Source organism: Lactococcus sp. FSL W8-0209, assembly GCF_038006585.1.
Lineage (GTDB): Bacteria > Bacillota > Bacilli > Lactobacillales > Streptococcaceae > Lactococcus > Lactococcus lactis.
This window is the reverse complement of sequence record NZ_JBBOVN010000001.1, coordinates 2195678-2221168: the sequence shown is the minus strand read 5'-3', so window position 1 is coordinate 2221168 and position 25491 is coordinate 2195678. Positions and strand designations below refer to the sequence as shown.

General features: G+C 38.5%; 19 protein-coding genes, 8 tRNA genes and 3 rRNA genes. 29 read left to right on the top strand and 1 reads right to left on the bottom strand.

Annotated elements, in window-relative coordinates:
* The first annotated feature begins 81 nt into the window (after positions 1–81).
* The 17 genes from MKX45_RS10995 (at position 82) to MKX45_RS10915 (ending at position 12275) form a co-directional block, all read left to right on the top strand.
* Positions 82–741, top strand: coding sequence for a trimeric intracellular cation channel family protein (locus tag MKX45_RS10995; protein WP_015427055.1), 660 nt, complete (start codon positions 82–84; stop codon positions 739–741).
* A 262-nt stretch (positions 742–1003) separates the two neighbouring features.
* A 16S ribosomal RNA gene (locus MKX45_RS10990) occupies positions 1004–2550 on the top strand.
* A 93-nt stretch (positions 2551–2643) separates the two neighbouring features.
* Positions 2644–2716, top strand: a tRNA-Ala gene (locus MKX45_RS10985).
* Positions 2717–2854: 138 nt separating this feature from the next.
* Positions 2855–5755 (top strand): 23S ribosomal RNA (locus MKX45_RS10980).
* A gap of 83 nt (positions 5756–5838) precedes the next feature.
* Positions 5839–5954: ribosomal RNA gene (gene rrf, locus MKX45_RS10975) — 5S ribosomal RNA — on the top strand.
* The 16S, 23S and 5S rRNA genes sit together here with 8 tRNA genes alongside, the layout of an rRNA operon.
* Positions 5955–5957: 3 nt before the next feature.
* A tRNA-Val gene (locus MKX45_RS10970) sits at positions 5958–6030 on the top strand.
* A 29-nt stretch (positions 6031–6059) separates the two neighbouring features.
* Positions 6060–6132, top strand: a tRNA-Asp gene (locus MKX45_RS10965).
* 17 nt (positions 6133–6149) lie between these two features.
* Positions 6150–6222: transfer RNA gene (locus MKX45_RS10960), tRNA-Lys, on the top strand.
* A gap of 8 nt (positions 6223–6230) precedes the next feature.
* Positions 6231–6312, top strand: a tRNA-Leu gene (locus MKX45_RS10955).
* Positions 6313–6324: 12 nt separating this feature from the next.
* A tRNA-Thr gene (locus tag MKX45_RS10950) sits at positions 6325–6397 on the top strand.
* A 25-nt stretch (positions 6398–6422) separates the two neighbouring features.
* Positions 6423–6494: transfer RNA gene (locus MKX45_RS10945), tRNA-Gly, on the top strand.
* Between the two features lie 35 nt (positions 6495–6529).
* Positions 6530–6615: transfer RNA gene (locus MKX45_RS10940), tRNA-Leu, on the top strand.
* A gap of 162 nt (positions 6616–6777) precedes the next feature.
* Entirely contained in the window at positions 6778–7674 is an 897-nt protein-coding gene (locus tag MKX45_RS10935) for a class II fructose-bisphosphate aldolase (RefSeq protein ID WP_003131457.1), read from the top strand.
* A 1011-nt stretch (positions 7675–8685) separates the two neighbouring features.
* Entirely contained in the window at positions 8686–10188 is a 1503-nt protein-coding gene (locus MKX45_RS10930) for an amidase domain-containing protein (protein WP_340817201.1), read from the top strand.
* 213 nt (positions 10189–10401) lie between these two features.
* Positions 10402–11517, top strand: a complete 1116-nt coding sequence (locus tag MKX45_RS10925) for a DUF4097 family beta strand repeat-containing protein (RefSeq protein ID WP_128267984.1) — start codon at positions 10402–10404, stop codon at positions 11515–11517.
* A 61-nt stretch (positions 11518–11578) separates the two neighbouring features.
* Positions 11579–11782, top strand: coding sequence for a PspC domain-containing protein (locus MKX45_RS10920; protein ID WP_340817200.1), 204 nt, complete (start codon positions 11579–11581; stop codon positions 11780–11782).
* Positions 11783–11810: 28 nt separating this feature from the next.
* A complete protein-coding gene (locus MKX45_RS10915) occupies positions 11811–12275 on the top strand; it encodes a PspC domain-containing protein (protein ID WP_003131461.1) in 465 nt (154 codons plus the stop codon).
* 106 nt (positions 12276–12381) lie between these two features.
* On the opposite strand, the gene MKX45_RS10910 is transcribed toward MKX45_RS10915, so the two are convergent.
* On the bottom strand, positions 12382–13134 hold the full coding sequence (locus MKX45_RS10910; RefSeq protein WP_015427053.1) for a biotin--[acetyl-CoA-carboxylase] ligase: 753 nt from the start codon (positions 13132–13134) through the stop codon (positions 12382–12384).
* A gap of 252 nt (positions 13135–13386) precedes the next feature.
* Between MKX45_RS10910 and MKX45_RS10905 the strand changes: the two genes are divergently transcribed.
* From MKX45_RS10905 to MKX45_RS10850, 12 genes are all read left to right on the top strand, one after another.
* A complete protein-coding gene (locus MKX45_RS10905; RefSeq protein WP_042230608.1) occupies positions 13387–14580 on the top strand; it encodes an SAM-dependent methyltransferase in 1194 nt (397 codons plus the stop codon).
* Positions 14581–14905: 325 nt separating this feature from the next.
* Positions 14906–16105, top strand: coding sequence for a methionine adenosyltransferase (gene metK, locus MKX45_RS10900; protein ID WP_340817198.1), 1200 nt, complete (start codon positions 14906–14908; stop codon positions 16103–16105).
* 275 nt (positions 16106–16380) lie between these two features.
* Positions 16381–17094, top strand: a complete 714-nt coding sequence (locus tag MKX45_RS10895; RefSeq protein ID WP_015427049.1) for a glucosamine-6-phosphate deaminase — start codon at positions 16381–16383, stop codon at positions 17092–17094.
* 229 nt (positions 17095–17323) lie between these two features.
* A complete protein-coding gene (gene rny, locus MKX45_RS10890) occupies positions 17324–18919 on the top strand; it encodes a ribonuclease Y (protein ID WP_015427048.1) in 1596 nt (531 codons plus the stop codon).
* 146 nt (positions 18920–19065) lie between these two features.
* Positions 19066–19683, top strand: a complete 618-nt coding sequence (gmk, locus tag MKX45_RS10885; protein WP_003131468.1) for a guanylate kinase — start codon at positions 19066–19068, stop codon at positions 19681–19683.
* Positions 19684–19863: 180 nt separating this feature from the next.
* On the top strand, positions 19864–20217 hold the full coding sequence (rpoZ, locus tag MKX45_RS10880) for a DNA-directed RNA polymerase subunit omega (RefSeq protein WP_010906189.1): 354 nt from the start codon (positions 19864–19866) through the stop codon (positions 20215–20217).
* A 138-nt stretch (positions 20218–20355) separates the two neighbouring features.
* Positions 20356–22695 carry a primosomal protein N' gene (locus MKX45_RS10875; protein ID WP_057720524.1) on the top strand — a complete coding sequence of 780 codons (2340 nt, stop codon included), beginning with the start codon at positions 20356–20358 and terminating at the stop codon, positions 22693–22695.
* A 58-nt stretch (positions 22696–22753) separates the two neighbouring features.
* Entirely contained in the window at positions 22754–22945 is a 192-nt protein-coding gene (locus tag MKX45_RS10870) for a nuclear transport factor 2 family protein (protein ID WP_240664890.1), read from the top strand.
* A gap of 195 nt (positions 22946–23140) precedes the next feature.
* The gene (locus tag MKX45_RS10865; protein WP_057720523.1) at positions 23141–23662 is read left to right on the top strand and encodes an NUDIX hydrolase; all 522 of its coding nucleotides are present in this window, start codon (positions 23141–23143) and stop codon (positions 23660–23662) included.
* Complete coding sequence (locus MKX45_RS10860) at positions 23628–24092, top strand: VOC family protein (RefSeq protein ID WP_057720522.1); 465 nt, start codon at positions 23628–23630, stop codon at positions 24090–24092. Before MKX45_RS10865 ends, MKX45_RS10860 begins: the two co-directional genes overlap by 35 nt.
* The gene (fmt, locus tag MKX45_RS10855; RefSeq protein WP_015427044.1) at positions 24089–25048 is read left to right on the top strand and encodes a methionyl-tRNA formyltransferase; all 960 of its coding nucleotides are present in this window, start codon (positions 24089–24091) and stop codon (positions 25046–25048) included. The genes MKX45_RS10860 and fmt overlap by 4 nt, the downstream gene beginning before the upstream one ends.
* 174 nt (positions 25049–25222) lie before the next feature.
* Positions 25223–25465: a GlsB/YeaQ/YmgE family stress response membrane protein gene (locus MKX45_RS10850; protein WP_003131476.1), complete on the top strand. Its 243-nt coding sequence runs from the start codon at positions 25223–25225 to the stop codon at positions 25463–25465.
* Positions 25466–25491 lie beyond the last annotated feature (26 nt).

Genomic DNA, 25491 nt, shown 5'->3' with positions numbered 1-25491 from the left:
TCTCTTTTTTATTTATATTGGAGGATTATAAGGTATAATAAATTGTATTAAAAAGATTATTAAGGTGAAGTATAAAGGGATATGGAAGTGATTAGCAGTTTTTATTTATTTTTGGAAATTTTAGGAACCGTAGCATTCGCTATTTCGGGGACCGTAGTGGGGATCAATCATAAACTAGATATTTTTGGTATTCTTGTGATGTCAGTAATAACAGCTGTTGGTGGTGGGATATTTCGAGATTTACTCTTAGGAGCAACACCGCCTACAGCATTAAAATCGCCATTTTTTATAGTTATTTCGATTATTGCATCAATAGTAGCTATGCTTGTAGCACTAATAATTAAATCAAGAAGAGAAGCATTGAGTATTTTTAAAGCAGCACGTTTCTATAATAATCTTCTCCTGGTTTCTGACGCAATAGGTTTAGGAATTTTTACAGTATTAGGGATTGATGCTGGAATAGCACATGGTTATTCACAAAATATCTTCTTCATTGTATTCTTAGGAGTATTGACAGGTGTCGGTGGTGGAATGATACGCGATGTGATTGCAAATCAAGTTCCAATGATTTTTAGAGAAAACATCTATGCCCTACCATGTATTATTGGTGGAATTCTATATGTATCCCTTCAATCGGTAATCAGCCATAACTTAGCTTTATTTATTTCTGTCATCTTTATCGTTCTCATCAGAATCATTTCAGAACAAAGAAAACTAAATTTACCAAGAATTGAATATTAATGTATTTAATAAAACATGACAACCGTGGGATTTTCCGGATGTAAGATAAAAAAAGTCGTAAAAGCCACAGTTAATTCTTGACAAGATTAGGTAGGTTTGATAGAATATAATAGTTGTCGCAAGAGACGAGGGTCTTGAAGCGATAAGCTAGACCATTGAAAACTGAATAAAGAAGAATGACTCATGTGATGTAGTAAGATACATCAAAAATCTGTCAATCAATAATGAAAGACAAGCCAGTCACTTCGGTGACTTAAATACTTTATTTGAGAGTTTGATCCTGGCTCAGGACGAACGCTGGCGGCGTGCCTAATACATGCAAGTTGAGCGCTGAAGGTTGGTACTTGTACCAACTGGATGAGCAGCGAACGGGTGAGTAACGCGTGGGGAATCTGCCTTTGAGCGGGGGACAACATTTGGAAACGAATGCTAATACCGCATAAAAACTTTAAACACAAGTTTTAAGTTTGAAAGATGCAATTGCATCACTCAAAGATGATCCCGCGTTGTATTAGCTAGTTGGTGAGGTAAAGGCTCACCAAGGCGATGATACATAGCCGACCTGAGAGGGTGATCGGCCACATTGGGACTGAGACACGGCCCAAACTCCTACGGGAGGCAGCAGTAGGGAATCTTCGGCAATGGACGAAAGTCTGACCGAGCAACGCCGCGTGAGTGAAGAAGGTTTTCGGATCGTAAAACTCTGTTGGTAGAGAAGAACGTTGGTGAGAGTGGAAAGCTCATCAAGTGACGGTAACTACCCAGAAAGGGACGGCTAACTACGTGCCAGCAGCCGCGGTAATACGTAGGTCCCGAGCGTTGTCCGGATTTATTGGGCGTAAAGCGAGCGCAGGTGGTTTATTAAGTCTGGTGTAAAAGGCAGTGGCTCAACCATTGTATGCATTGGAAACTGGTAGACTTGAGTGCAGGAGAGGAGAGTGGAATTCCATGTGTAGCGGTGAAATGCGTAGATATATGGAGGAACACCGGTGGCGAAAGCGGCTCTCTGGCCTGTAACTGACACTGAGGCTCGAAAGCGTGGGGAGCAAACAGGATTAGATACCCTGGTAGTCCACGCCGTAAACGATGAGTGCTAGATGTAGGGAGCTATAAGTTCTCTGTATCGCAGCTAACGCAATAAGCACTCCGCCTGGGGAGTACGACCGCAAGGTTGAAACTCAAAGGAATTGACGGGGGCCCGCACAAGCGGTGGAGCATGTGGTTTAATTCGAAGCAACGCGAAGAACCTTACCAGGTCTTGACATACTCGTGCTATTCCTAGAGATAGGAAGTTCCTTCGGGACACGGGATACAGGTGGTGCATGGTTGTCGTCAGCTCGTGTCGTGAGATGTTGGGTTAAGTCCCGCAACGAGCGCAACCCCTATTGTTAGTTGCCATCATTAAGTTGGGCACTCTAACGAGACTGCCGGTGATAAACCGGAGGAAGGTGGGGATGACGTCAAATCATCATGCCCCTTATGACCTGGGCTACACACGTGCTACAATGGATGGTACAACGAGTCGCGAGACAGTGATGTTTAGCTAATCTCTTAAAACCATTCTCAGTTCGGATTGTAGGCTGCAACTCGCCTACATGAAGTCGGAATCGCTAGTAATCGCGGATCAGCACGCCGCGGTGAATACGTTCCCGGGCCTTGTACACACCGCCCGTCACACCACGGGAGTTGGGAGTACCCGAAGTAGGTTGCCTAACCGCAAGGAGGGCGCTTCCTAAGGTAAGACCGATGACTGGGGTGAAGTCGTAACAAGGTAGCCGTATCGGAAGGTGCGGCTGGATCACCTCCTTTCTAAGGAATATATACAAAGACGTGAGCATTCAACTTTATTCAGTTTTGAGGGGTTTAGTCATAAACCTAAGCAAGAATCAACTTCTTGATTGTGGGGCCTTAGCTCAGCTGGGAGAGCGCCTGCTTTGCACGCAGGAGGTCAGCGGTTCGATCCCGCTAGGCTCCATTGTCAGACAAGACGTTAAAATCACTTGAACATTGAAAACTAAATAACAATATCTAATAACGATAAATAAACCAAAAGCTGTGAATTTTAAAGAATTTACAAACTTATACTTGAAAAACGATGATTATAAATCATCATGGCAAAGTTAATAAGGGCGCACGGTGGATGCCTTGGCACTAAGAGCCGATGAAGGACGTGACTAACGACGATATTCTAGGGGGAGCAGTAAGTACGCATTGATCCCTAGGTCTCCGAATGGGGAAACCCAGCTGCTACTAGCAGTTATTCATGAGTGAATACATAGCTCATGTAAAGGTAACGCAGAGAACTGAAACATCTAAGTACCTGCAGGAAGAGAAAGTAAAAACGATTTCGTAAGTAGCGGCGAGCGAACGCGAAGAAGGGCAAACCAAGAAGCTTGCTTCTTGGGGTTGTAGGACTGCAACGTGGACTTAAGCATTATAGTCGAATAACCTGGGAAGGTTAATCAAAGAGGGTAATAATCCCGTAGACGAAATAGCGCTTATACCTAGCAGTATCCTGAGTAGGGCTGGACACGCGAAATCCAGTTTGAATCCGGGAGGACCATCTCCCAACCCTAAATACTCCTTAGTGACCGATAGTGAACCAGTACCGTGAGGGAAAGGTGAAAAGAACCCCGAGAGGGGAGTGAAATAGCACCTGAAACCGTGTGCCTACAAGAAGTTCGAGCCCGTTAATGGGTGAGAGCGTGCCTTTTGTAGAATGAACCGGCGAGTTACGTTATGATGCGAGGTTAAGTTGAAGAGACGGAGCCGTAGGGAAACCGAGTCTGAATAGGGCGACTTAGTATCATGATGTAGACCCGAAACCTAGTGACCTATCCATGAGCAGGGTGAAGGTGTGGTAAGACGCACTGGAGGCCCGAACCAGGACACGTTGAAAAGTGTTTGGATGACTTGTGGATAGCGGAGAAATTCCAAACGAACTGGGAGATAGCTGGTTCTCTCCGAAATAGCTTTAGGGCTAGCGTCGAAATGTAAGTGTATTGGAGGTAGAGCACTGTTTGGGTGAGGGGTCCGTCTAGGATTACCAATCTCAGATAAACTCCGAATGCTAATACACATGTTCGGCAGTCAGACTGCGAGTGCTAAGATCCGTAGTCGAAAGGGAAACAGCCCAGACCAACAGCTAAGGTCCCAAAATATATGTTAAGTGGAAAAGGATGTGGGGTTGCATAGACAACTAGGATGTTAGCTCAGAAGCAGCTATCATTCAAAGAGTGCGTAATAGCTCACTAGTCGAGTGACCCTGCGCCGAAAATGTACCGGGGCTAAACATATTACCGAAGCTTTGGATTGATATTTTATCAATGGTAGGAGAGCGTTCTTAACCGCGATGAAGGTATACCGTGAGGAGTGCTGGAGCGTTAAGAAGTGAGAATGCCGGTATGAGTAGCGCAAGATAAGTGAGAATCTTATCCACCGTAAGACTAAGGTTTCCAGGGGAAGGCTCGTCCGCCCTGGGTTAGTCGGGACCTAAGGCGAGGCCGAAAGGCGTAGTCGATGGACAACTGGTTGATATTCCAGTACTAGATATGATCGTGATGGAGGGACGCAGTAGGCTAAGAGATGCCAGTTAATGGATTCTGGTCTAAGCAGTGAGGTGTGAGATGTGTCAAATGCATTTCTCTTTAACATTGAGCTGTGATGGGGAAGCAACTACGGTTGCGAACTCTCTGATGTCACACTGCCAAGAAAAGCTTCTAGCGTAAAGTCATATCTACCCGTACCGCAAACCGACACAGGTAGTCGAGGCGAGTAGCCTCAGGTGATCGAGAGAACTCTCGTTAAGGAACTCGGCAAAATAGCCCCGTAACTTCGGGAGAAGGGGTGCTGGTGTAAAAGCCAGCCGCAGTGAATAGGCCCAAGCAACTGTTTATCAAAAACACAGCTCTCTGCTAAACCGCAAGGTGATGTATAGGGGGTGACGCCTGCCCGGTGCTGGAAGGTTAAGAGGAGTGCTTAGACGTAAGTCGAAGGTATGAATTGAAGCCCCAGTAAACGGCGGCCGTAACTATAACGGTCCTAAGGTAGCGAAATTCCTTGTCGGGTAAGTTCCGACCCGCACGAAAGGCGTAATGATTTGGGCACTGTCTCAACGAGAGACTCGGTGAAATTTTAGTACCTGTGAAGATGCAGGTTACCCGCGACAGGACGGAAAGACCCCATGGAGCTTTACTGTAGTTTGATATTGAGTACCTGTAAGTCATGTACAGGATAGGTAGGAGCCATTGAAATAGGGACGCTAGTTTCTATTGAGGCGTTGTTGGGATACTACCCTTGACTTATGGTTACTCTAACCCGCTGGCATAATCGGCCAGGGAGACAGTGTCTGACGGACAGTTTGACTGGGGCGGTCGCCTCCTAAAGAGTAACGGAGGCGCTCAAAGGTTGGCTCAGATTGGTTGGAAATCAATCGTAGAGTGTAAAGGTAAAAGCCAGCTTGACTGCGAGAGCTACAACTCGAGCAGGTAGGAAACTAGGACTTAGTGATCCGGTGGTACCGCATGGAAGGGCCATCGCTCAACGGATAAAAGCTACCCTGGGGATAACAGGCTTATCTCCCCCAAGAGTTCACATCGACGGGGAGGTTTGGCACCTCGATGTCGGCTCGTCGCATCCTGGGGCTGTAGTCGGTCCCAAGGGTTGGGCTGTTCGCCCATTAAAGCGGCACGCGAGCTGGGTTCAGAACGTCGTGAGACAGTTCGGTCCCTATCCGTCGCGGGCGTAGGTAATTTGAGAGGATCTGTCCTTAGTACGAGAGGACCGGGATGGACTTACCGCTGGTGTACCAGTTGTTCCGCCAGGAGCACGGCTGGATAGCTATGTAGGGAAGGGATAAGCGCTGAAAGCATCTAAGTGCGAAGCCCACCTCAAGATGAGATTACCCATTCGTAAGAATTAAGAGCCCAGAGAGATGATCTGGTAGATAGGCTGGAAGTGGAAGAGTTGCGAGACTTGGAGCGGACCAGTACTAATCGCTCGAGGACTTTACCAAAAGAGTCAAATATAATATGCTTATGGTTTAAAAGTTAGAAGAATTGTTATTTAGTTTTGAATGTTCAAGGTAACATTTAATGATTTGGTCATCATTGCGATGGAGATACACCTGTTCCCATGTCGAACACAGAAGTTAAGTCCATCTACGGCGGAAGTACTTGGGGGTTGCCCCCTGGGAGATAGGCGAGTGGCCAAGTTTTGGGAGTTTAGCTCAGCTGGGAGAGCATCTGCCTTACAAGCAGAGGGTCAGCGGTTCGATCCCGTTAACTCCCATTGGTTGTTTCAGCCATTAAGTGAATAAAGGTTCTGTAGTGTAGCGGTTATCACGTCGCCCTGTCACGGCGAAGATCGCGGGTTCGATTCCCGTCAGAACCGTTAGTAGAAATACTAATGACTCGTTAGCTCAGTTGGTAGAGCATTTGACTTTTAATCAAAGGGTCGCTGGTTCGAGCCCAGCACGGGTCATAATCCTAGCGGATGTGGCGGAATTGGCAGACGCACTAGATTTAGGATCTAGCGCTTAACGGCGTGGGGGTTCAAGTCCCTTCATCCGCATACTAGGTATTAGCCGACTTAGCTCAGTTGGTAGAGCATCTGATTTGTAATCAGAGGGTCGCGTGTTCGAATCATGTAGTCGGCATTGTCGTAAGACACAAAGTTTAAGTGCGAACGTAGTTCAGGGGTAGAACACAACCTTGCCATGGTTGGGGTCGCGAGTTCGAATCTCGTCGTTCGCTTGATAATTCTCCCAAGTGGGAGTTTTTGGATAATACCCGGGGTGGCGGAACTGGCAGACGCACAGGACTTAAAATCCTGCGAGGGGTAACCTTCGTACCGGTTCGAAACCGGTCCTCGGGATATGCTAAGATTAATAGTTATTAAACTATTAATCTTTTTTTATCTTTCTTTAAAAATGGCTTAATAAAGCGGTTACTTTGTATTTTTGTGAGCTTGGACTAGAAAAATACTTCACAAAATGCTATACTAGGTAGGTAATAAAATATTCGGAGGAATTTTGAAATGGCAATCGTTTCAGCAGAAAAATTCGTACAAGCCGCTCGTGATAACGGATACGCTATCGGTGGTTTCAACACAAACAACCTTGAATGGACTCAAGCTATCTTGCGTGCAGCAGAAGCTAAAAAGACTCCAGTATTGATCCAAACTTCTATGGGTGCGGCTAAATACATGGGTGGTTACAAAATGTGTAAACTCCTCATTGAAACTCTTGTAGAATCAATGGGAATCACAGTTCCAGTTGCTATTCACCTTGACCACGGTCATTTTGATGATGCTTTGGAATGTATCGAAGTTGGTTACTCATCATTGATGTTTGACGGTTCACATCTTCCAATCGAAGAAAACCTTAAACTTGCTGAAGAAGTAATCGCTAAAGCTCATGCTAAAGGCATCTCAGTTGAATGTGAAGTTGGTTCAATTGGTGGTGAAGAAGACGGTATCGTTGGTGAAGGTGAACTTGCTCCTATCGATGATGCAGTTGCAATGGCTAAACTTGGTGTTGACTTCCTTGCAGCAGGTATCGGTAACATTCACGGTCCTTACCCAGAAAACTGGAAAGGTCTTCACATCGATCACCTTGAAAAATTGAACAAAGCACTCGTTGAAGCTATGGGACACAATGTGCCAATCGTACTTCACGGTGGTTCTGGTATCCCTGATGATCAAATCAGAGAAGCTATCGCTAATGGTGTAGCTAAAGTTAACGTTAATACTGAATGCCAACTTGCTTTCGCAGCTGCTACTCGTAAATTCGTTAATGAATTTGATGCTAATGAAGCAGAATACATGAAGAAAAAACTTTTCGACCCACGTAAATTCTTGAAACCTGGTTTCGATGCAATTACAGCGTCTGTTGAAGAACGTATCGACGTATTCGGTTCAGCAAATAAAGCTTAATCAACTTTTTAAACATGATTAAATAAACGTTTGTCATTTATGATGGACGTTTTTTTATTTTTCAATTTGCTTTGATATAGCATAAGGTTCTATCTTAGTATATAAGTTTAATAAGTATTTTCAATTTTATCGATTATGTGCTATTTAAAAAGTTTATCTGGTTGTCGGAAATCTATCATTGCTTACAGAATGATGAAAGAAAATTTGACTTTAACAAATTGGCACATTGAATTCCTGATTGCGCCAGAAGAATGCTTGCCTTGCAATTAAAAAATTTTATCGATTCAGATAATTATAAGGAAGATAATTTATGAATATATATAAATATCATACTTTTATGATATTTTTTAGCAAAATTTTGTCTACTTTACGAAGAATCTGGTATAAGCTTTATTGATTGACCAATTATACAGCTAAAGAGTGTATTCTAGTAATTCCTTCATTAATTGTTCTTAGGATATTTGAAATTTCTACATTAGAAGGCATTTGAGAGGGAATAAAAAAATAAATATAAGAATCTATTTTATGCGAATGCTACCTTTTTAAAAGATTACCTAGCTGAGGCTAAGAAGAGTTGTGAAATATGAGCGGACGATGTATAAGTTTTTTGACTGAATTTAATTTTTCTACATTATTAAATTTGTAATAAATATGTTATTTTTTAGTAATTTCACTTAGAAATGTAAGATAAAGAGAACAGAATATTTTTTAGGGACGATAGTAATCATTTGTTTTAGAGAGAGTATTGGTTATTTCAACTAAGTCATAAGCAACTTATTATAAAATATGATTAAATATGGCTTTGTCACTTATGATGGACATTTTTTTATATGATTTTGCTACTAGCTATATCGTATAATAATTTTTTCAAAAAAAAATGGAAATCTGTTCAATAAATAAAAGTGATTAATTTGACTTGCTTGTGTTTAAATGTTACAATTGTGTAAAAGTAGATGTCTTGAAAGAAATGATGTTGAAATTATAATACATACCATGGAGGATTAACTAAAATTGACTAATAATGATAAAACTAAGCGCTTAAAAAAGGAAAAATTTATTGCGGGAACAGCGCTGATTTTAGGAATGACGGCTTTTGGCGTGACTGGCCATGCTGATGGAGTAACTGTTGGAAGTAGTTCAGATGCTTCGTCTGCAATTACAAATAGTTCAGATGCATCATCAAGTACGGGTAGTTCAAGTTCATCATCAAGTACAGGTAGCTCAAGCACATCATCAAATTCAAATGGTTCAAGTTCATCGTCAAGTACAGGTAATTCAAGTTCATCATCAAAACCAAGTACTTCAGGTTCGACATCAAAACCAAGTAATCCAAGTTCATCAACAAATAATAATTCAACTAGTAATTCCTCTACGACAACTCAAGCACCATCAACTTCAGTTTCTACCACAGCTCCTTCAGCATCAACTTCTACAGCTGCACCCTCTAATTATTCACAGGATAATGCCTACTATCAGACATCAACTGCAGCACAAATTCCTAATTCTTCAGCAGATTCAGCTCCTTCTATTTACGCTGGCCCTGTTTTGAAAACAATTGAAGCAGCTAAGTCAATTGATAAAATTGATACTTCTAGTACAGAAGCCTTTATTAAAAGTATTGCGGACCGCGTGAGAATTTTAGCCGGTAAGAATAATTTGTATGCATCAATTATCTTGGCACAGGCGATTTTAGAATCTGGTTCTGGTCAAAGTAATATGAGTCAGCAGTATTTTAATATTTTCAATATTACAGGTGCTTATTTAGGAAAATCAATTTCATTTAAGACGGAAGAATTTTCGGGAAATAATCCTTATTATATTGAACAAAGTTTTAGAGTTTATAGTAACTATGACCAAGCCTTGGATGATTATATTAATTTAATGATTAAAGGGACAACTTGGAACTCAGAAATTTATGCTGGCGCATGGAAGTCACACGCTAAGGCTTATCAAGAAGCAGCTCAAGCTTTGCAAGGTATTTTTGCTACTGACCCGTCATATGCTCAAAAATTGATTGAAATTATTCAAGAATATAACTTAAATTTTTATGACAATGTAGATAGTACGACAAAAGTTGTAGATGATAAAGTTCCTGAAAGTCCACTGGTGGCATCAAAATTAGATAATTCAGCTTATCCAGATTACAATGGTGTGGAATATCCAGGTGCTGATAGCTATGCTTTTGGTAATTGTACACAGTATGTTTATAACCGTATCATTCAATTAGGTGGGCTCGTTGGAACACATATGGGAAATGGTGGAGAATGGGGAATTAATGCCCAAGCTCAAGGTTATTTCACAACAACAGTTCCAACTGAGGGTTATGCTGTTAGCTTCCCACCAGGAGTAGCTGGTTCAAGTTCAGAATATGGTCACGTAGCTTTTGTTGAAAAGGTTTATTCAGATAACTCTATTCTCGTTTCAGAGATGAATGTTAAAGGTAATAATATTGTCAGCGAACGCCATATTTCTGCTGGTGTAGCTGCTTTGGCAACTTATATTCAACCTAAATAATTACTGACAAAATTAATTAGTGGTTCTGTCAGTAAAATAGGAGTATTGAATCTTTTATTTAGTTAAAAAAAGAAGATGTTAAAAATCAGCCCAAAGGCTGATTTTTATTTGGTAAAAGTTTGAGATAATAAATGTACGAGATAAAGATAATCTCAATAAAAAAAGTTTTTAAGATATTGAATGCTTGAATGAGCAGAGAAAGGATCTAAAAAAATGGCTAATAAAAAAGATAGAATTATGGATTTGATGCGTCGTGGAATTATCACGGAAGATGAAGCTTTAGAATTACTTGAAAAAAATGGTTCAGTGAATGGAGAAGCTTCTGATGATAAAACCGAGAACAAAGAATTCACATATACAGATAAAGAAGGATATGTGAATCACGATGTAGATTTTCCTGATGCAATGAAAAATGTTGCAGAAAGTTTGTTTGCTAGAGGTAAAGAAATTTTCCAAGGGGTTGCAAAATCTGTTGATGATAATATTGATTTTTCAAAAGGATTTCCTAAGGTTAAATCAATTTCTCACACTGTAGAAAAAGATATCAACGAAGATTTCAAAAATGTTAATCTTAATCTTAAGAGTGGTAAAGTAAATATTTTACCGGGTGAAAATGCCCATGTAAAAGTAGAATATAAAATTTACGGGGCAGTTGAAGATGGTAATGTAGAAGCTTACATTGCTGAAAAAACTAAACTTGAAGTTGAAGATGATGTGCTTGAAATTGAAGCAAATGGTCGAATTTCTGCGAATATTGAACTTTACTTACCAGTAAAAGAATATGAAAATATTGAGATTAATACACCTCATGCAGAACTTAAAGTTGAAAAAATTTCCAGTCAAAAAATGAATATTAATCTTATGAACGGAAATGCTGAAGTGCTTGAAGTAAACAGCGATGAGTTGAAGATTAACAATAAGAATGGTGAAATCAAAGTAATTGATGGCACGAATTCAGATTTAGAATTAACTGGAGTTAATGGTAATATCAGAATTACAACTGCTTTTGAATCTGGTGATGTCTCACTCGTAAACGGAAATATTTTGCTGACCGAAAAAACAGGAACGGCTCACAAATTAAATCTTAAAAATGTGAATGGCGATATCAAAGTTTCTGTACCAGAAAGTTTGGGCTTGGTTGGTCATGTTCGCACAATCTTTGGCGGATATAAGACACGTTTAAATCTTGATAGTCCTTTTGAAGCTGGCCGTAATGGAGCAGCGATTGTCCGTCAAGGTGCTGAGTCATTAACCTTTGAATTTGAAACAAAATCAGGAACGATTTGGCTTAAAGATACTGAAACTACTGACAAAGAAGAAACTGAATAAAATTTTACTGACAGGAATTTTATAAGAGTTCTGTCAGTAAATTTGAAAAGAAAGGTGAGAAATGGCTAAGAAAACTCTGAAAAGATCAAGTAGCAATCGAGTCATCGCAGGAACCGTCGGGGGACTTGGTGAATACTTTGGCTTGAGCCGTACAGTAATTAATGTAATTCGGGTTCTGATTGTGCTTGGTACTTTCGGAAGTTGGGGAACATTACTCATTGTTTATGTGATTGCGAGTCTATTGATGACACCGTCACAATGTTAATTCAACGATTATAAAGAAAGGATAAATTATGTCTCAAAGACAATTAACAAAATCAGTGACAAATCGTAGAGTCAGTGGTGTCATTGCAGGGATTGCAGAATATTTTGGTCTGGGTCGTGATGTTGTGACGATTCTACGTATCCTATTTGTTGTTCTGGCTTTTGGAAGCTGGGGCGGATTGATTCCATTGTATTTCGTAGCAAGTTGGATTATTCCAAGTGCTAGACCACGAAATTACTATGATGATTCAGAAGATGATTATCAAGAAAAATGGAATCGTAAAGCGCAACATTTTGATGAAAAAATGGACCGTTGGTCAGAACGTTATTCAGATAAAATGAATAATTGGGCACGTCGTTATGAAGATAAAGGACGTCAAAATCAACAAGATTCAAACCAATGGGGAAATCCATGGGATGAACCAAAAAGTCGTAAGACTAAGGAAGCACAACCAGTTGAAAAAGAAAAAGAAGATGACTGGTCAGATTTCTAAAAAAGTTACTGACAGAAAGTTCTGTCAGTAAAATAATTCTGGTCCACCATGACCTAAAACTGGCCTCCTATATAATATAATAATAATAACTGAAAAAATGGACTGATTAAGTCCATTTTTTTAGTGAGATTTCGCCACTGGAAAGTATTTTTTGCTGACCATTATCTAAATTTACGATAAGCTCACCTTTAGAGGTTAAATCTGTGGCTCTTCCGGAAAAAGTTTGTCCAGATTGAACAAATTCAACTTGTTTGCCAAGAATAAATGAGTGAGATTTATAAATTTGGAAAAATGAACCCTCTGATAAACGATGAAATTCAGACCAGATTTCGGCAATTAATTCCGAACGACTGATGCTTGCTTGTTCATTATAAAATAAAGAAGTGGCTCTTTCTTCGATTTCAGTTGGAAATTGGGAAATAGAAAAATTAATTCCGACACCAATGATAACTTGAGCTTCTTGAGTTGGATTAAGTGATGTTTCGGCAAGAATACCAACAAATTTTTTATCGTCTAGATAAATATCGTTAACCCATTTAATTTGAGGGTTTTTGTCAGTTAATTTTTCGATTGCTGACACAATGGCAGCTCCTGTCAGCAGAGTGAACTCTGGAAGTTTTTCTAGTTCAACTTTGGGCTTGAGTGACAAACTCATATAAATTCCGCCAGACGGCGCAGCAAAATACTGACGGCCAAAACGACCATAAGTTTTATTTTGTCTTTCAGTTAAATAAAGACAATTTTCTTGTCCGTCTAATTTAGCATCTTTTTGAGTTGATTCAGATTCAGCGACAATTTTTACATCAGTCAGCCAAGGATTTTTTTGTAAAATAATAGATTTTTCAAGTTTGTCGTTCATTTTTTTATTATACCATGTGAAGTCGACTGTAAGCGAGAGAGAAAATTAGGAAATTACGTTTCTGCACTTGCGCAAGTTCAAAGTTATCTATTTTCTAGAGTCTAGGAGGCTGACCTCACTTATAGGCAAAATCTTTAGCAATTTACTGACAATGAAAATTTTCAGAAAAATCTAATGATAGTAAGTATTTGACTTTCAATAATCTACGGAGTATAGTTTTATTAGAACAATGTTAGGAAAGGGAAGAATAACTTGGTATTTGAAAAAACAGTTTTGAACAAAGCACTTGCAGTTGCTTTCGATATCCCCATTGCAGTAACTTATTGGGATGGAAAAACAGAAAAGTATGGTGAGGGAGAAACGCAAGTTCACATTACTTTTAATAAAAAATTCTCATTTAGTGAATTGAGCTCAATGCCAACCTTAGTATTGGCTGAAGCTTACATGAATGAAGAAATTGAAATTGAGGGGAGCATTCAAGAGCTTGTTACATCAGCATATCGTAAGGCTGGTAGCTTTTTAACAGACCAATCTGGTTTTGGGAAATCAATGATAAAACTTTTGGGAAATCATTCTCAAAAACAATCTCGTGAAGATATTCATAGTCATTATGATATTGGTAATGACTTTTATAACAAATGGCTTGACCCAACGATGACTTATTCATGTGCTTATTTTGAACATGAAGATATGACTTTGGAAGAAGCACAAATTGCTAAAGTTCATCATATTTTGGACAAACTCGATAGTAAACCTGGGGGACGTTTGCTTGATATTGGTTGTGGCTGGGGAACTTTGATGTTTAAGGCTGTTCAAGAATATGGTCTTTCAGCAGTCGGAGTGACACTCTCAGAAGAACAGTATTATTATGTTCGCAAAAAAGCGGATGATTTGGGACTTTCTGATAAAGTGAAAGTTTATTTGGTTGATTATCGTGACCTCAAAGAAGAACCTTTTGATTACATTACATCTGTCGGAATGTTTGAACATGTTGGGAAAGAAAATTTGGAAATGTATTTCCAAAAAGTTTCTGATTATCTCAAACCAAATGGTCGTGCATTGATTCATGGTATTACTGGACAACATCGCGGTGCTGGTGTGGATCCATTTATTGAAAAATACATTTTCCCTGGAGGTTATATTCCAAATATCGCTGAAAATGTTGAACATATTATGACTGCTGGTTTGCAAATGGATGATCTTGAACCTCTTCGTCGTCATTATCAAAAAACGCTTGAAATTTGGAATGAAAATTATCTCGAAGTTTTTGATGAAGTAGAAAAAGAAATGGGTAAACCATTTGCAAGGATGTGGACACTTTATCTTCAAGCCTGCGCTGCAAGTTTTGAAGCTGGAAATATTGATGTTGTTCAATATCTTTTGACTAAAGGTGCTTCAGGTCAAGGTTTGCCAATGACCCGCGAATACATGTTTAAAAAACATTAAGTTTGACAATTGATAAGTTGAAAAACAAGACCATTCAGCATTTCGGGTTTGAATTATCATAAGGACAACTTATTTAAAATTTATCAGTAGATTTATTTTAGAATCATGTAAAGGAAAGAGTGCATTTTTTCCGAAAAAGAGGTAAAATAAGAGAGTTACGAGTCCCGAAAGGATTTGATTTATTTTAAAAATTACTGATGAAAATACTAGCATATCCGTAAGCGCTGAAGCACCAATGGTTATCCTATGAAGGTTTTTCGTCAGTAAATATTAGATAAGTTTAAAGACGCCTTGTAACCAAAATTTAGATTGGGGGACATTTTTAATGTCAGAAAAACATTTATTTACATCAGAATCAGTATCAGAAGGCCATCCAGATAAGGTTGCAGACCAAATCTCAGATGCCATTCTTGATGCCATTCTCGCACAAGACTCACATGCACACGTCGCTTGTGAAACGGTCGTATATACAGGGACGGTCAATGTCTTTGGTGAAATTTCAACATCAGCTTATGTTGATATTGCTCATGTCGTTCGTGAAACAATCAAAAAAATTGGCTATACAGATAGCGAAAATGGATTTGATTATAAATCAGTGGGCGTTCACGTCTCACTTGTTGAGCAATCAAGCGATATTGCACAAGGGGTAAATGAAGCCGAAGAAGTTCGCGATAAAAATGGCCAATTAGTTGACCCGCTTGATTTGATTGGTGCTGGTGACCAAGGAATGATGTTCGGTTTTGCTACTAACGAAACTGCCGAATATATGCCACTCGCCATCTCACTTTCACATAAATTAGTTAAAAAATTAGCTGATTTACGTAAATCAGGTGAAATTTCATACTTGCGTCCTGATGCAAAATCACAAGTAACTGTAGAATATGATGATAATGGCAAAGCAAAACGCATTGACACAGTCGTTATTTCTACTCAACATGCTGCGTCAGCAACAAACGAAGAAATTCACGATGATGTGATTAATAAAGTCATCAAGGCTGTTATTCCAGCTGAACTTTTAGATGATGAAACTAAATACTTCATCAATCCAACAGGACGTTTTGTTATTGGTGGTCCTCAAGGGGATTCAGGCTTGACCGGACGTAAAATTATTGTTGATACTTATGGTGGGTATGCTCCCCACGGTGGTGGAGCTTTCTCTGGTAAGGATGCAACAAAAGTTGACCGTTCAGCTTCTTACGCAGCACGTTATGTAGCCAAAAATATTGTGGCAGCTGGACTTGCAGAAAAAGCGCAAATTCAACTTTCATACGCCATTGGTGTTGCGACACCAACATCAATCAATGTTGATACTTTTGGTACAGGTAAAGTCTCAGATGATGAACTTTTAGCAGCAATTCGTAAAGTATTTGATCTTCGCCCAGCAGGAATTATTCAAATGCTTGACTTACTCCGTCCTATTTACGGACAAACAGCAGCTTACGGGCACTTCGGCCGTACAGATGTAGAATTACCATGGGAACAAACAGATAAAGTTGAAGAACTTAAATCCGTTTTAGGTAAATAATCGGCCTCGCCGACCTTCGTTCGGTCTACGTCGCCATTGTCTCCTCCGCTGTCCTTTCTCGCTAATGGGCTAAAGCCCAAAGTCGAAAGGCACTTCGGCCGTACAGATGTAGAATTACCATGGGAACAAACAGATAAGGTTGAAGAGCTTAAAACAGCTCTTAAAAAATAATAAAAAAAGCGGATTTCCGCTTTTTTTATTTTCAACGAGTAGAATTGCTTTAAATAGAATACTTAATCCTGTAAAATAGAAGTAACAAGAAAAAAGGAGCTTTTATGAAAAAAATAATCACTAAAGATTACGCCACAATGAGTGAACTTGCTGCAGCGATTGTTCTTGATAAGATGATGCTTTCAAAAAGGGTAAATCTTTCGCTTACAGCGGGAAATACCCCTCTTGGAATGTATGAAATTCTTATTGATAAACTCCAAAAAATGAATTTTGATCGCTCAAATATCCATTATTACAATTTTGATGAAGTACCACTTGCTGGTGAACGCTATGGATTAACAATGAGTGCTTTAAAGACAGCTTTCTATGATCGAGTACATATTGATGATGGTAATCTTCATGAATTAAATGCTCAAAATAATCAAGTTTTTGACCAAAAAATCTTACAGGACGGTGGGATTGATTTGATTGTTATGGGGATAGGAGAAGATGGTCATTTTTGTGCAAATATGCCAGGACATACAAGCTTTGAGCGAGAAATTTTTGCTGTTCCATTTGAAGAAGGGGATGAGATTTATCAGTCAATCAAAAATTTGACAGATAAAGAACCGGCTTCTCCTTATGTCACTTTTGGTCCACGAACAGTTCTAGCTAGCAAGCAACTTTTAGTTTTTGCTGACGGAAAAAAGAAAGCAGAGATTATGAAAAAAGTTCTTGAGGGTCCAATCACAGAAGAAATTCCAGCTTCTATTTTACGGACGCATCCAAATATTACTTTTATTTTGGATGAAGAAGCAGCTGCTTTACTTGAAAATTAGTTGATGAAGACAGTTAGTAAAATAACTGTTTTTATTTATTCGTGAAGGATGTCAATTTATGATGACATAATTGACTCTAAATTATTCTGAAAGCGTTACACTATCTTTCATTGAATAATGAGCCTTAAAATGATATAATAAATGAGTGTTTACTATGTAAAATACATTAATTTATAATCAAACTGTGAGTAGAATTTATTGGAATTACTACTGACTTTAGAGGAGACTAATGGACATTATTTCTATCGTTCTCTTGGTCTTATTGGTTGTATTAGTTGTCGCATTTATTTTTTACGCTCAAAATATAAAGAAAAATAAGCAGGATGCTGAATCTCTTTTTAATGAAGCTGAAAATAAAGCAAATGAGGTGATGGCGAATGCTAAACGTGAGGCGGAGTCTTTGAAAATGGAGGCTGAAGCCTTCAAAAAAGAAGCCCGTTACACCCTTCGTGAAGAAGAACAAAAGCAACGTCGTGAAATCGAAGATGAATTTAAGCAAGAACGTCAGGAGTTAAAGGAGACTGAAAAGCGCCTAAAACAACGTGAAGAAATCTTAGACCGTAAGGATGATACCTTAACGAAAAAAGAAGAAAACTTAGATTCTAAAGAGGAGAGCCTCGTTAGAAAAACTGATACGCTCAGTAAGCGAGAAGAACAATTAGCGCATATTGAAGAAAAGAAACGACTAGAATTGGAGCGTATTTCAAATTTGAGCACAGATGATGCTCGTGAAATTATTTTGAGTGAAACTCGAGATGGTTTGACAAAAGAAATGGCTCAAATTATTCGTCAAAGCGAAGAAAAAGCTCAAGTTGAAGCAGATAAGCGAGCTAAAAATATTATCTCACTTGCTATTCAACGCGTTTCATCTGATTCTGTAGCTGAACAAACTGTTTCGGTTGTCAATTTACCAGACGATGGTATGAAAGGTCGGATTATCGGTCGTGAAGGTCGTAATATTCGTACTTTTGAAGCGTTGACTGGGATTGATGTCATCATTGATGATACGCCAGAAGCTGTTGTACTTTCAGGATTTGACCCAATTCGTCGTGAAATTGCTCGTATGACTCTTGAACAATTAGTTCAAGACGGTCGAATTCATCCAGCGCGAATTGAAGAGTTGGTTGAGAAAAACCGCAAAGCACTTGATCATAAAATGCGTGAATATGGTGAACAAGCAGCCTTTGAAGTTGGGGCGCATAACTTGCATCCTGACTTGATGAAGATTATGGGACGTTTGCATTTCCGTACTTCATATGGACAAAACGTACTTGATCACTCAGTAGAAGTTGCTCATATTGCTGGTAATTTGGCTGGTGAAATGGGAGAAAATGTGGCACTTGCTAAACGTGCAGGTTTCTTGCATGATATTGGTAAAGCACTTGACCATGAAGTTGAGGGAAGCCACGTTGAAATTGGAACAGAACTTGCGCGTAAGTACAAGGAAAATCCAATTGTCATCAATACAATTGCGAGTCACCACGGTGATACAGAACCTTTGAGTAACATTGCGGTACTTGTTGCGGCGGCTGATGCTTTGTCAGCAGCACGTCCTGGAGCTCGTCGTGAATCAATTGAAAATTACATCAAACGTTTGAAAGACCTTGAAGCAATTTCAACAAGCTTTGAAGGTGTGGAAACAGCATTTGCCTTGCAAGCTGGACGCGAAATTCGTGTAATGGTTAAACCAGAAAAATTAACGGATGACCAAATTGTGATTTTGGCGCGTGATGTGAAAAATCGAATTGAGGATGAAATGGATTATCCTGGTAATATCAAGATTACTGTTATCCGTGAAACTCGAGCGATTGACTATGCAAAATAAAAAACTGTCTTTTGGCAGTTTTTTATTTCTTATTACGAAATTATATTTCTTTTTTGTTACAAAAACTAGTTTTAAGAGCTAGCTTTTGATAGAATGAGATTAATCGTTGATTAAGAGATGGAATTAGAGATATATCGGAGGAAAAAATGCGTGAGCGTGGTTTATTAATTGTTTTTTCTGGGCCTTCTGGTGTTGGAAAAGGAACAGTTCGTGCTAAAATTTTTGAGAGTGAAAACAACTTTGAATATTCAGTGTCAATGACAACGCGTAAGCAACGTCCTGGCGAAGTAGATGGAAAAGATTATTATTTCCGGACACGTGATGAATTTGAAGAAATGATTCGCAATGGTCAGATGCTGGAATATGCTGAATATGTTGGAAATTATTATGGCACACCTTTAACTTATGTCAATCAGACATTGGACGAAGGAAAAGATGTTTTTCTAGAAATTGAAGTGCAAGGTGCGCTTCAAGTGAAGGAAAAAGTTCCAGATGGTGTTTTTGTCTTCTTGACTCCACCAGATTTGGAAGAATTGCGTGGACGTTTAGTTGGACGTGGGACAGATTCGGCTGAAGTCATTGCTTCACGACTTGAAAAAGCAAAAGAAGAAATTCGCTTGATGAGTGAATATGATTATGCCGTCGTTAATGACAAAGTTGAACTTGCTGCCGAACGTGTTAAGAAAATTATTGAAGCTGAGCATTACCGAGTGGACCGCGTGATTGAACGCTATGTTCATATGATTGATGATGTGAAAGTTTGATTTAATTGGAAAAAATTACTGACAGATTTGTTGGTTTAATGCGAAGGAGCTATCAGTTCTACTGATAGTCCTGCCAGAAATGATTAAGTTGATAAATTTTACTGACAGAATTTTGTTTTGACGATAACAAGTCTGTCAGTAAAAATAGAATGAAAAGTTTAGAAAATGAGGTAATGAATTATGATGTTAGAACCTTCAATTGACAAGTTATTGGACCAAGTTGATTCAAAATATTCTTTAGTAGTTTTGGAAGCAAAACGTGCGCATGAATTGCGTGATAAAGAACGTCCAACAAAAGAATTTAAAGCTGTAAAAAATACTTTGCGTGCTTTGGAAGAAATTGCTGATGGAACAGTTAAAATTCACCCATCACCTGAATTGAAACGTGAAACTTTAGTTGAAAAACGCGAATTGGAACGTTTGCAAGCTAAGATGAAAGAACAACTCATCAAAGAGCAAATTGCTAAAGAAGAAGCTGAAGAAGAAGCAAAACAAAAAAATAGCCGCGCCGCTAAAGCAGCTGCTGCAGAATAAATTTTTTAAGCGTTAATTGGCGCTTTTTTTATTTCTAAAAGTTACTGACAGCTTTGTCAGTAAGAAGCGGATAAGTCAAAAGCAGGAAAAATGCTTTTCTGTTATAATTAAAGATAAGAAAACGGAGGTCAAAAATAAATGAAAATTGCTAAAGTCATCGTTGATGTGCCTCTGATGCAGACGGATAAACCCTTTTCTTACAGCCTTTCAGCTGAATTTGAAAATTTGCTTGAAGTGGGCATGCGGGTTCATGTTCCTTTTGGAAGTGGAAACAGGCTTGTTCAAGGAATTGTCATTGGATTTGAAGATGAAGAACTTGAGCCGTCAGTAAATTTGAAAGGAATTTCTGAACTACTCGACGTTGAGCCAGTCCTAACGGATGAACAACTTTGGTTGGCAGATGAAATGCGTCATTCAGTATTTTCTTATAAAATTTCATGTCTAAAAGCCATGTTACCTAATCTTTTGAATTCTAATTATGACAAGCTCCTAAAATCAACTGACGGAACTTCTGTCAAATGGTCACAACTGACAGAAGCAGAAAAAATCTCGTCAACAAAGGCTGTGCGTTTGGGTCATCTGTCAGTAGAATATTTAGCAAAATCTAAAGAAAATAGAAAAACAGAAAAATTCTTATCTATTCCAGATATCGAAAAACTAGCTGAATTTGAAATTGAAAAGAGAGCTAAAAAACGCTTAGAGTTGAAATATTTTCTATTACGACTTCAAGAAGAAAAAATTGCGGTCAAATCATTAAATTTTTCTTCACAAATCATTAAATTTTTCGTTGAGCATGACCTAGTCAAAATTGAAGAGGTTGAAATTTCGAGGACGAAAGAAAAATTTGAAGCTGTGGAAAATGACAGTGCTAAAATTCTCAACTTCGAACAAAATGCAGCTTACGAAAAAATAATTGCATCTTCTGACAAACCCTTTTTGTTGGAAGGAATTACTGGTTCCGGTAAAACAGAAGTTTACTTACAGACCATTGACCATTTTCTCAAACTCGGTAAAACAGCAATTATGCTTGTGCCAGAAATTTCACTGACGCCACAGATTACGAATCGATTTATTGCTCGTTTTGGAGATAAAGTGGCGATTATGCATTCTGGTTTATCTGATGGTGAAAAATATGATGAATGGCGAAAAATTAAATCTGGCAAAGCTCAGGTAGTTGTCGGTGCACGTTCAGCTATTTTTGCACCTGTTGAAAATTTGGGAATTATCATCATTGATGAAGAACATGAAACGTCATATAAGCAAGATTCAAGTCCTCGTTATCATGCAAGAGATATTGCGCTTTTGCGTGCAAAATGGCATGGTGCAAGACTTGTTTTAGGTTCTGCAACGCCAAGTTTAGAAACGCGAGCACGTGCCATGCGCGGAGTTTATGAACTTTTATTACTGACAAAAAGGGCAAATGAAGCAGCAATCCTGCCAGAAATAAAAATCATTGATATGCGCAGTGAAATTTCTGACCAATCTGCTAATTTCTCACACTCTTTACTGACAAAAATAAAAGAAAAAATTGACAAAGATGAACAAGTCATTTTGATGTTGAATCGAAGGGGTTATTCTTCATTTGTCATGTGCCGCGAATGTGGTTTTGTTGTTGATTGTCCCAATTGCGATATTTCCTTGACCCTTCACATGGATACCCGAACTTTGAATTGTCATTATTGTGGTCATGTCGAAGGAATTCCGCAAACTTGTCCTAATTGTCATTCACGAAAAATTCGTTATTACGGTTCAGGAACGCAAAAAGTCGAAGAAGAACTTCGAGAAATTATGCCTGAAGCACGAGTTTTGCGAATGGATGTAGATACAACTCGGACAAAAAATGCTCATGAAAAAATTCTTGAAAAATTTGGTAATCATGAAGCTGATATCCTCTTAGGAACTCAGATGATTGCCAAAGGTTTAGATTTTCCAAACGTAACCTTAGTGGGTGTCATTAACGCAGATACTGGCCTAAATCTACCTGATTTTAGAGCGAGTGAGCGTTCCTTTGAATTGTTAATGCAGGTGGCTGGACGAGCTGGACGAGCAGATAAAAAAGGTGAAGTCTTCATTCAAACTTTCAATCCACATCATTACGCCATTGAAATGACCAAGGCTCAAGATTACGAAAAATTTTATGAAATGGAAATGAGATTTCGTCGTGAACTTTCCTATCCACCTTATTATTTCACCGTTCAAGTGCTTGTTTCTCATCAAGATGAAGAAGTTGCCATTCAAAAATCTTATGAGATCGCTCAATTACTCAAGCAAAATTTGACAGAAAAAGCTAAAATTTTAGGGCCAACCGCCAGACCAATTGCCAGAACACATAACCTTTATCATTATCAAATCTTAGTTAAATATCGTTTTGAAGAAGAATTAGAATCAGCTTTGAATCAAGTGCTTGAATTAACCCAGATTCGGGATAACAAAAATTTACGAGTATTGATTGATAGTGAACCACAAAATTTTGTATAAAAATTTCCACAGGTGGAAAAGTTGAGAATTTGAAAACAAACGAAAGTTGGTGTGGAAAATGCAGAAAATAGAACTTTTTCAACAAACAATTGACGCATGGCTGACCAAAGACATCAAAAAGTTACTGACAGCCCTGTCAGAAGACATTAGCTACACCGAATGCTACGGGGCGCAATACGAAGGAAAAGCGGAAATTGAAAAATGGTTTCGTCAGTGGAATCATCCTGTGGAAAATAAAGTGAAGTCATGAACTGTGGATAAGTCTTATGTAGATAAGGAAACTGGGTTTTTCACATGGACTTTCCACTATGTTTATAAAGGGGAAGAAAATATTTTTGACGGTCTTTCTCTTGTTAAATTTTCTGGAAATAAAATTTGTGAAATTCAGGAATTTGAACAAAAACATGAAAAATTTCGGCCGTTTTTGAAATGAAATGAGGTAAATATGGTTGAGAAATTTGATTTATTGAAGCATTTTGGAGTCTATGGTGTGGCAATTGACAATGATAAATTACTAGTCATTGAAAAAAATTCAGGTCCTTATCAAACTCGCTTTGATTTACCTGGAGGTTCGCAAGAAGTTGGTGAATCAATGGTTGATACATTAGAGCGAGAAGTTCTTGAAGAAACTGGCTTTACGGTTCTTTCAAGTACTAATAATCGCCTGTATTCCGCTTGGATTTATGAAAATGACCGTCGAGTCGTCACACACCACGTTTTCAATCTTTTTGATGTAAAATTAAATAGTGTAGCCAAAAAATTACCACAATTTGTTGCTGACGGAAAAAATGATTCTGACAGAGCAGTCTGGAAATCGATTAAAAACTTGTCAGTAGAAAATTCATCTCCACTTGTCCTAAAAGTAATTGCCGAAATCAATAATTATCCCCATGTGGATAAAGCTGAAATTTACAGAGATTGGAAGGTCAACTATGGAAGCAAAAATTATCCCAAGCCTTTGGTTTGATAACAATGCCAAAGAAGCAATGAACTATTATGTATCTGTATTTCCAAATTCAAAAATCAAAAACATCGAATATTATCCTGATGAAAAGCTAGATGAGCATTTCGTAGGAATGTCTGGAAAAGTATTAAATGGTGAATTTAGTCTGAATGGCCTTGACTTTATCTGCCTTGATGGCGGTACAATTTTCAAATTTAATGAAGCAGTTAGTTTTACTGTGACTTGTAAAAATCAAGCCGAAATTGATGATTATTGGTCAAAACTTTCTCATGTTAAAGAAGCCGAACAATGCGGTTGGTGCAAAGATAAATTTGGTATTTCTTGGCAAATTATTCCAGAAAATCTTGGACAGTTAATGGCAAAAGGCGATAAGGCTGTTCAAGTATTAATGAAACAAAAGAAAATTATTATCGAGGAGTTTGAAAACTTATGACAAAAACAAAAATTATCTTTATGGGGACACCACAATTTGCTGCGACCGTTTTAAAAGGTTTGATTGATTCTAATCAATATGAAATTTTAGCAGTAGTGACTCAACCAGACCGTAAGGTTGGTCGGAAACAGGAATTAAGAATGACACCAGTTAAAGAACTTGCCTTAACGGTTAACTTGCCTGTTCTTCAACCAGAAAAACTTTCTGGCTCAGTAGAAATGACTCAAATCATGACGCTCCTTGAATCAGGAGAAGTTGGAATTGTGACTGCCGCCTTTGGACAATTTTTGCCAGGTAAATTATTAGATGTTGCTCAATTTGCAGTCAATACTCATGCTTCTTTACTACCAAAATATCGCGGTGGGGCACCTATTCATTATGCTATTATGAATGGCGAAAAAGAAGCTGGTGTAACCATCATGGAAATGATTCGTAAAATGGATGCCGGTGACATGATTGCTCAAGATTCTACTCCAATTCTTGAGGATGATAATGTTGGCACTATGTTTGAAAAGTTAGCTCTTGTTGGACGTGATTTGTTACTTGAAACATTGCCAAAATATCTGACTGGCCAATTAAAAGCTCAAGCTCAAAACGAAGATGAAGTGACTTTTAGTCCTAATATTTCGCCAGAAGAAGAAAAAATCGACTGGAATAAATCTGCACGTGAAATTTTCAATAAAGTTCGTGGAATGAATCCATTCCCAGTTGCTCATACCACATGGAATGGCGAGCGTTTCAAGATTTATGAAACAAAAGTCGCTGATGATTCTGTCAGTAACTTACAAGCTGGTGAAATTGTGGAAAAAACGAAAAAATCATTAAAAGTTGCCACAGGCGAGGGACTTCTTGAACTTCTTTTCGTTCAACCAGCCGGTAAACCCAAGATGGATATCGTTAGCTTTCTTAATGGCCTAGGTCAAAAAATACAAGTTGGGGATAAGTTTGGCGAATAAATTTGTCCACAATAATAAATTAAAAGTTCTATCAATTTTAATGATAGAACTTTTTTTACTTCAAAATTTAGCAAGCAAGTTAGGGTGTAATAAAAAGAAAGCGAATTACTTTAAAAGTTGCTTGAACTTTGATATATTAAAAATGTACAGGAACTGTACTAGAAAGAGGTATTTATGATTTGGTCATTAATCGTCGGAGCTATTATTGGTGTAATTGCAGGAGCAATTACAAATAAGGGCAAATCAATGGGATGGATTGCTAATATTTTAGCTGGTCTTGTTGGGTCTTTTGTAGGGCAAGCGCTTTTAGGCTCTTGGGGTCCAAGTTTAGCTGGTATGGCACTTATCCCTTCTATTGTTGGTGCTGTCATCGTTGTTGCTGTTGTTTCATTCTTCTTAGGTAGAGCTAACAACTAGATAGAGCAGCAAAAGAGAGGAGGTAT

Bases quoted from the DNA above. Each gene is read 5' to 3' on its own strand.
- rny (WP_015427048.1), top strand. From the start codon at position 17,324: ATGGACATTATTTCTATCGTTCTCTTGGTCTTATTGGTTGTATTAGTT.
- MKX45_RS10935 (WP_003131457.1), top strand. From the start codon at position 6,778: ATGGCAATCGTTTCAGCAGAAAAATTCGTACAAGCCGCTCGTGATAAC.
- MKX45_RS10920 (WP_340817200.1), top strand. From the start codon at position 11,579: ATGGCTAAGAAAACTCTGAAAAGATCAAGTAGCAATCGAGTCATCGCA.
- MKX45_RS10995 (WP_015427055.1), top strand. From the start codon at position 82: ATGGAAGTGATTAGCAGTTTTTATTTATTTTTGGAAATTTTAGGAACC.
- MKX45_RS10875 (WP_057720524.1), top strand. From the start codon at position 20,356: ATGAAAATTGCTAAAGTCATCGTTGATGTGCCTCTGATGCAGACGGAT.
- fmt (WP_015427044.1), top strand. From the start codon at position 24,089: ATGACAAAAACAAAAATTATCTTTATGGGGACACCACAATTTGCTGCG.
- MKX45_RS10860 (WP_057720522.1), top strand. From the start codon at position 23,628: ATGGAAGCAAAAATTATCCCAAGCCTTTGGTTTGATAACAATGCCAAA.
- MKX45_RS10910 (WP_015427053.1), bottom strand. From the start codon at position 13,134: ATGAACGACAAACTTGAAAAATCTATTATTTTACAAAAAAATCCTTGG.
- metK (WP_340817198.1), top strand. From the start codon at position 14,906: ATGTCAGAAAAACATTTATTTACATCAGAATCAGTATCAGAAGGCCAT.
- gmk (WP_003131468.1), top strand. From the start codon at position 19,066: ATGCGTGAGCGTGGTTTATTAATTGTTTTTTCTGGGCCTTCTGGTGTT.
- MKX45_RS10925 (WP_128267984.1), top strand. From the start codon at position 10,402: ATGGCTAATAAAAAAGATAGAATTATGGATTTGATGCGTCGTGGAATT.
- rpoZ (WP_010906189.1), top strand. From the start codon at position 19,864: ATGATGTTAGAACCTTCAATTGACAAGTTATTGGACCAAGTTGATTCA.
- MKX45_RS10915 (WP_003131461.1), top strand. From the start codon at position 11,811: ATGTCTCAAAGACAATTAACAAAATCAGTGACAAATCGTAGAGTCAGT.
- MKX45_RS10895 (WP_015427049.1), top strand. From the start codon at position 16,381: ATGAAAAAAATAATCACTAAAGATTACGCCACAATGAGTGAACTTGCT.
- MKX45_RS10850 (WP_003131476.1), top strand. From the start codon at position 25,223: ATGATTTGGTCATTAATCGTCGGAGCTATTATTGGTGTAATTGCAGGA.
- MKX45_RS10865 (WP_057720523.1), top strand. From the start codon at position 23,141: ATGGTTGAGAAATTTGATTTATTGAAGCATTTTGGAGTCTATGGTGTG.
- MKX45_RS10870 (WP_240664890.1), top strand. From the start codon at position 22,754: ATGCAGAAAATAGAACTTTTTCAACAAACAATTGACGCATGGCTGACC.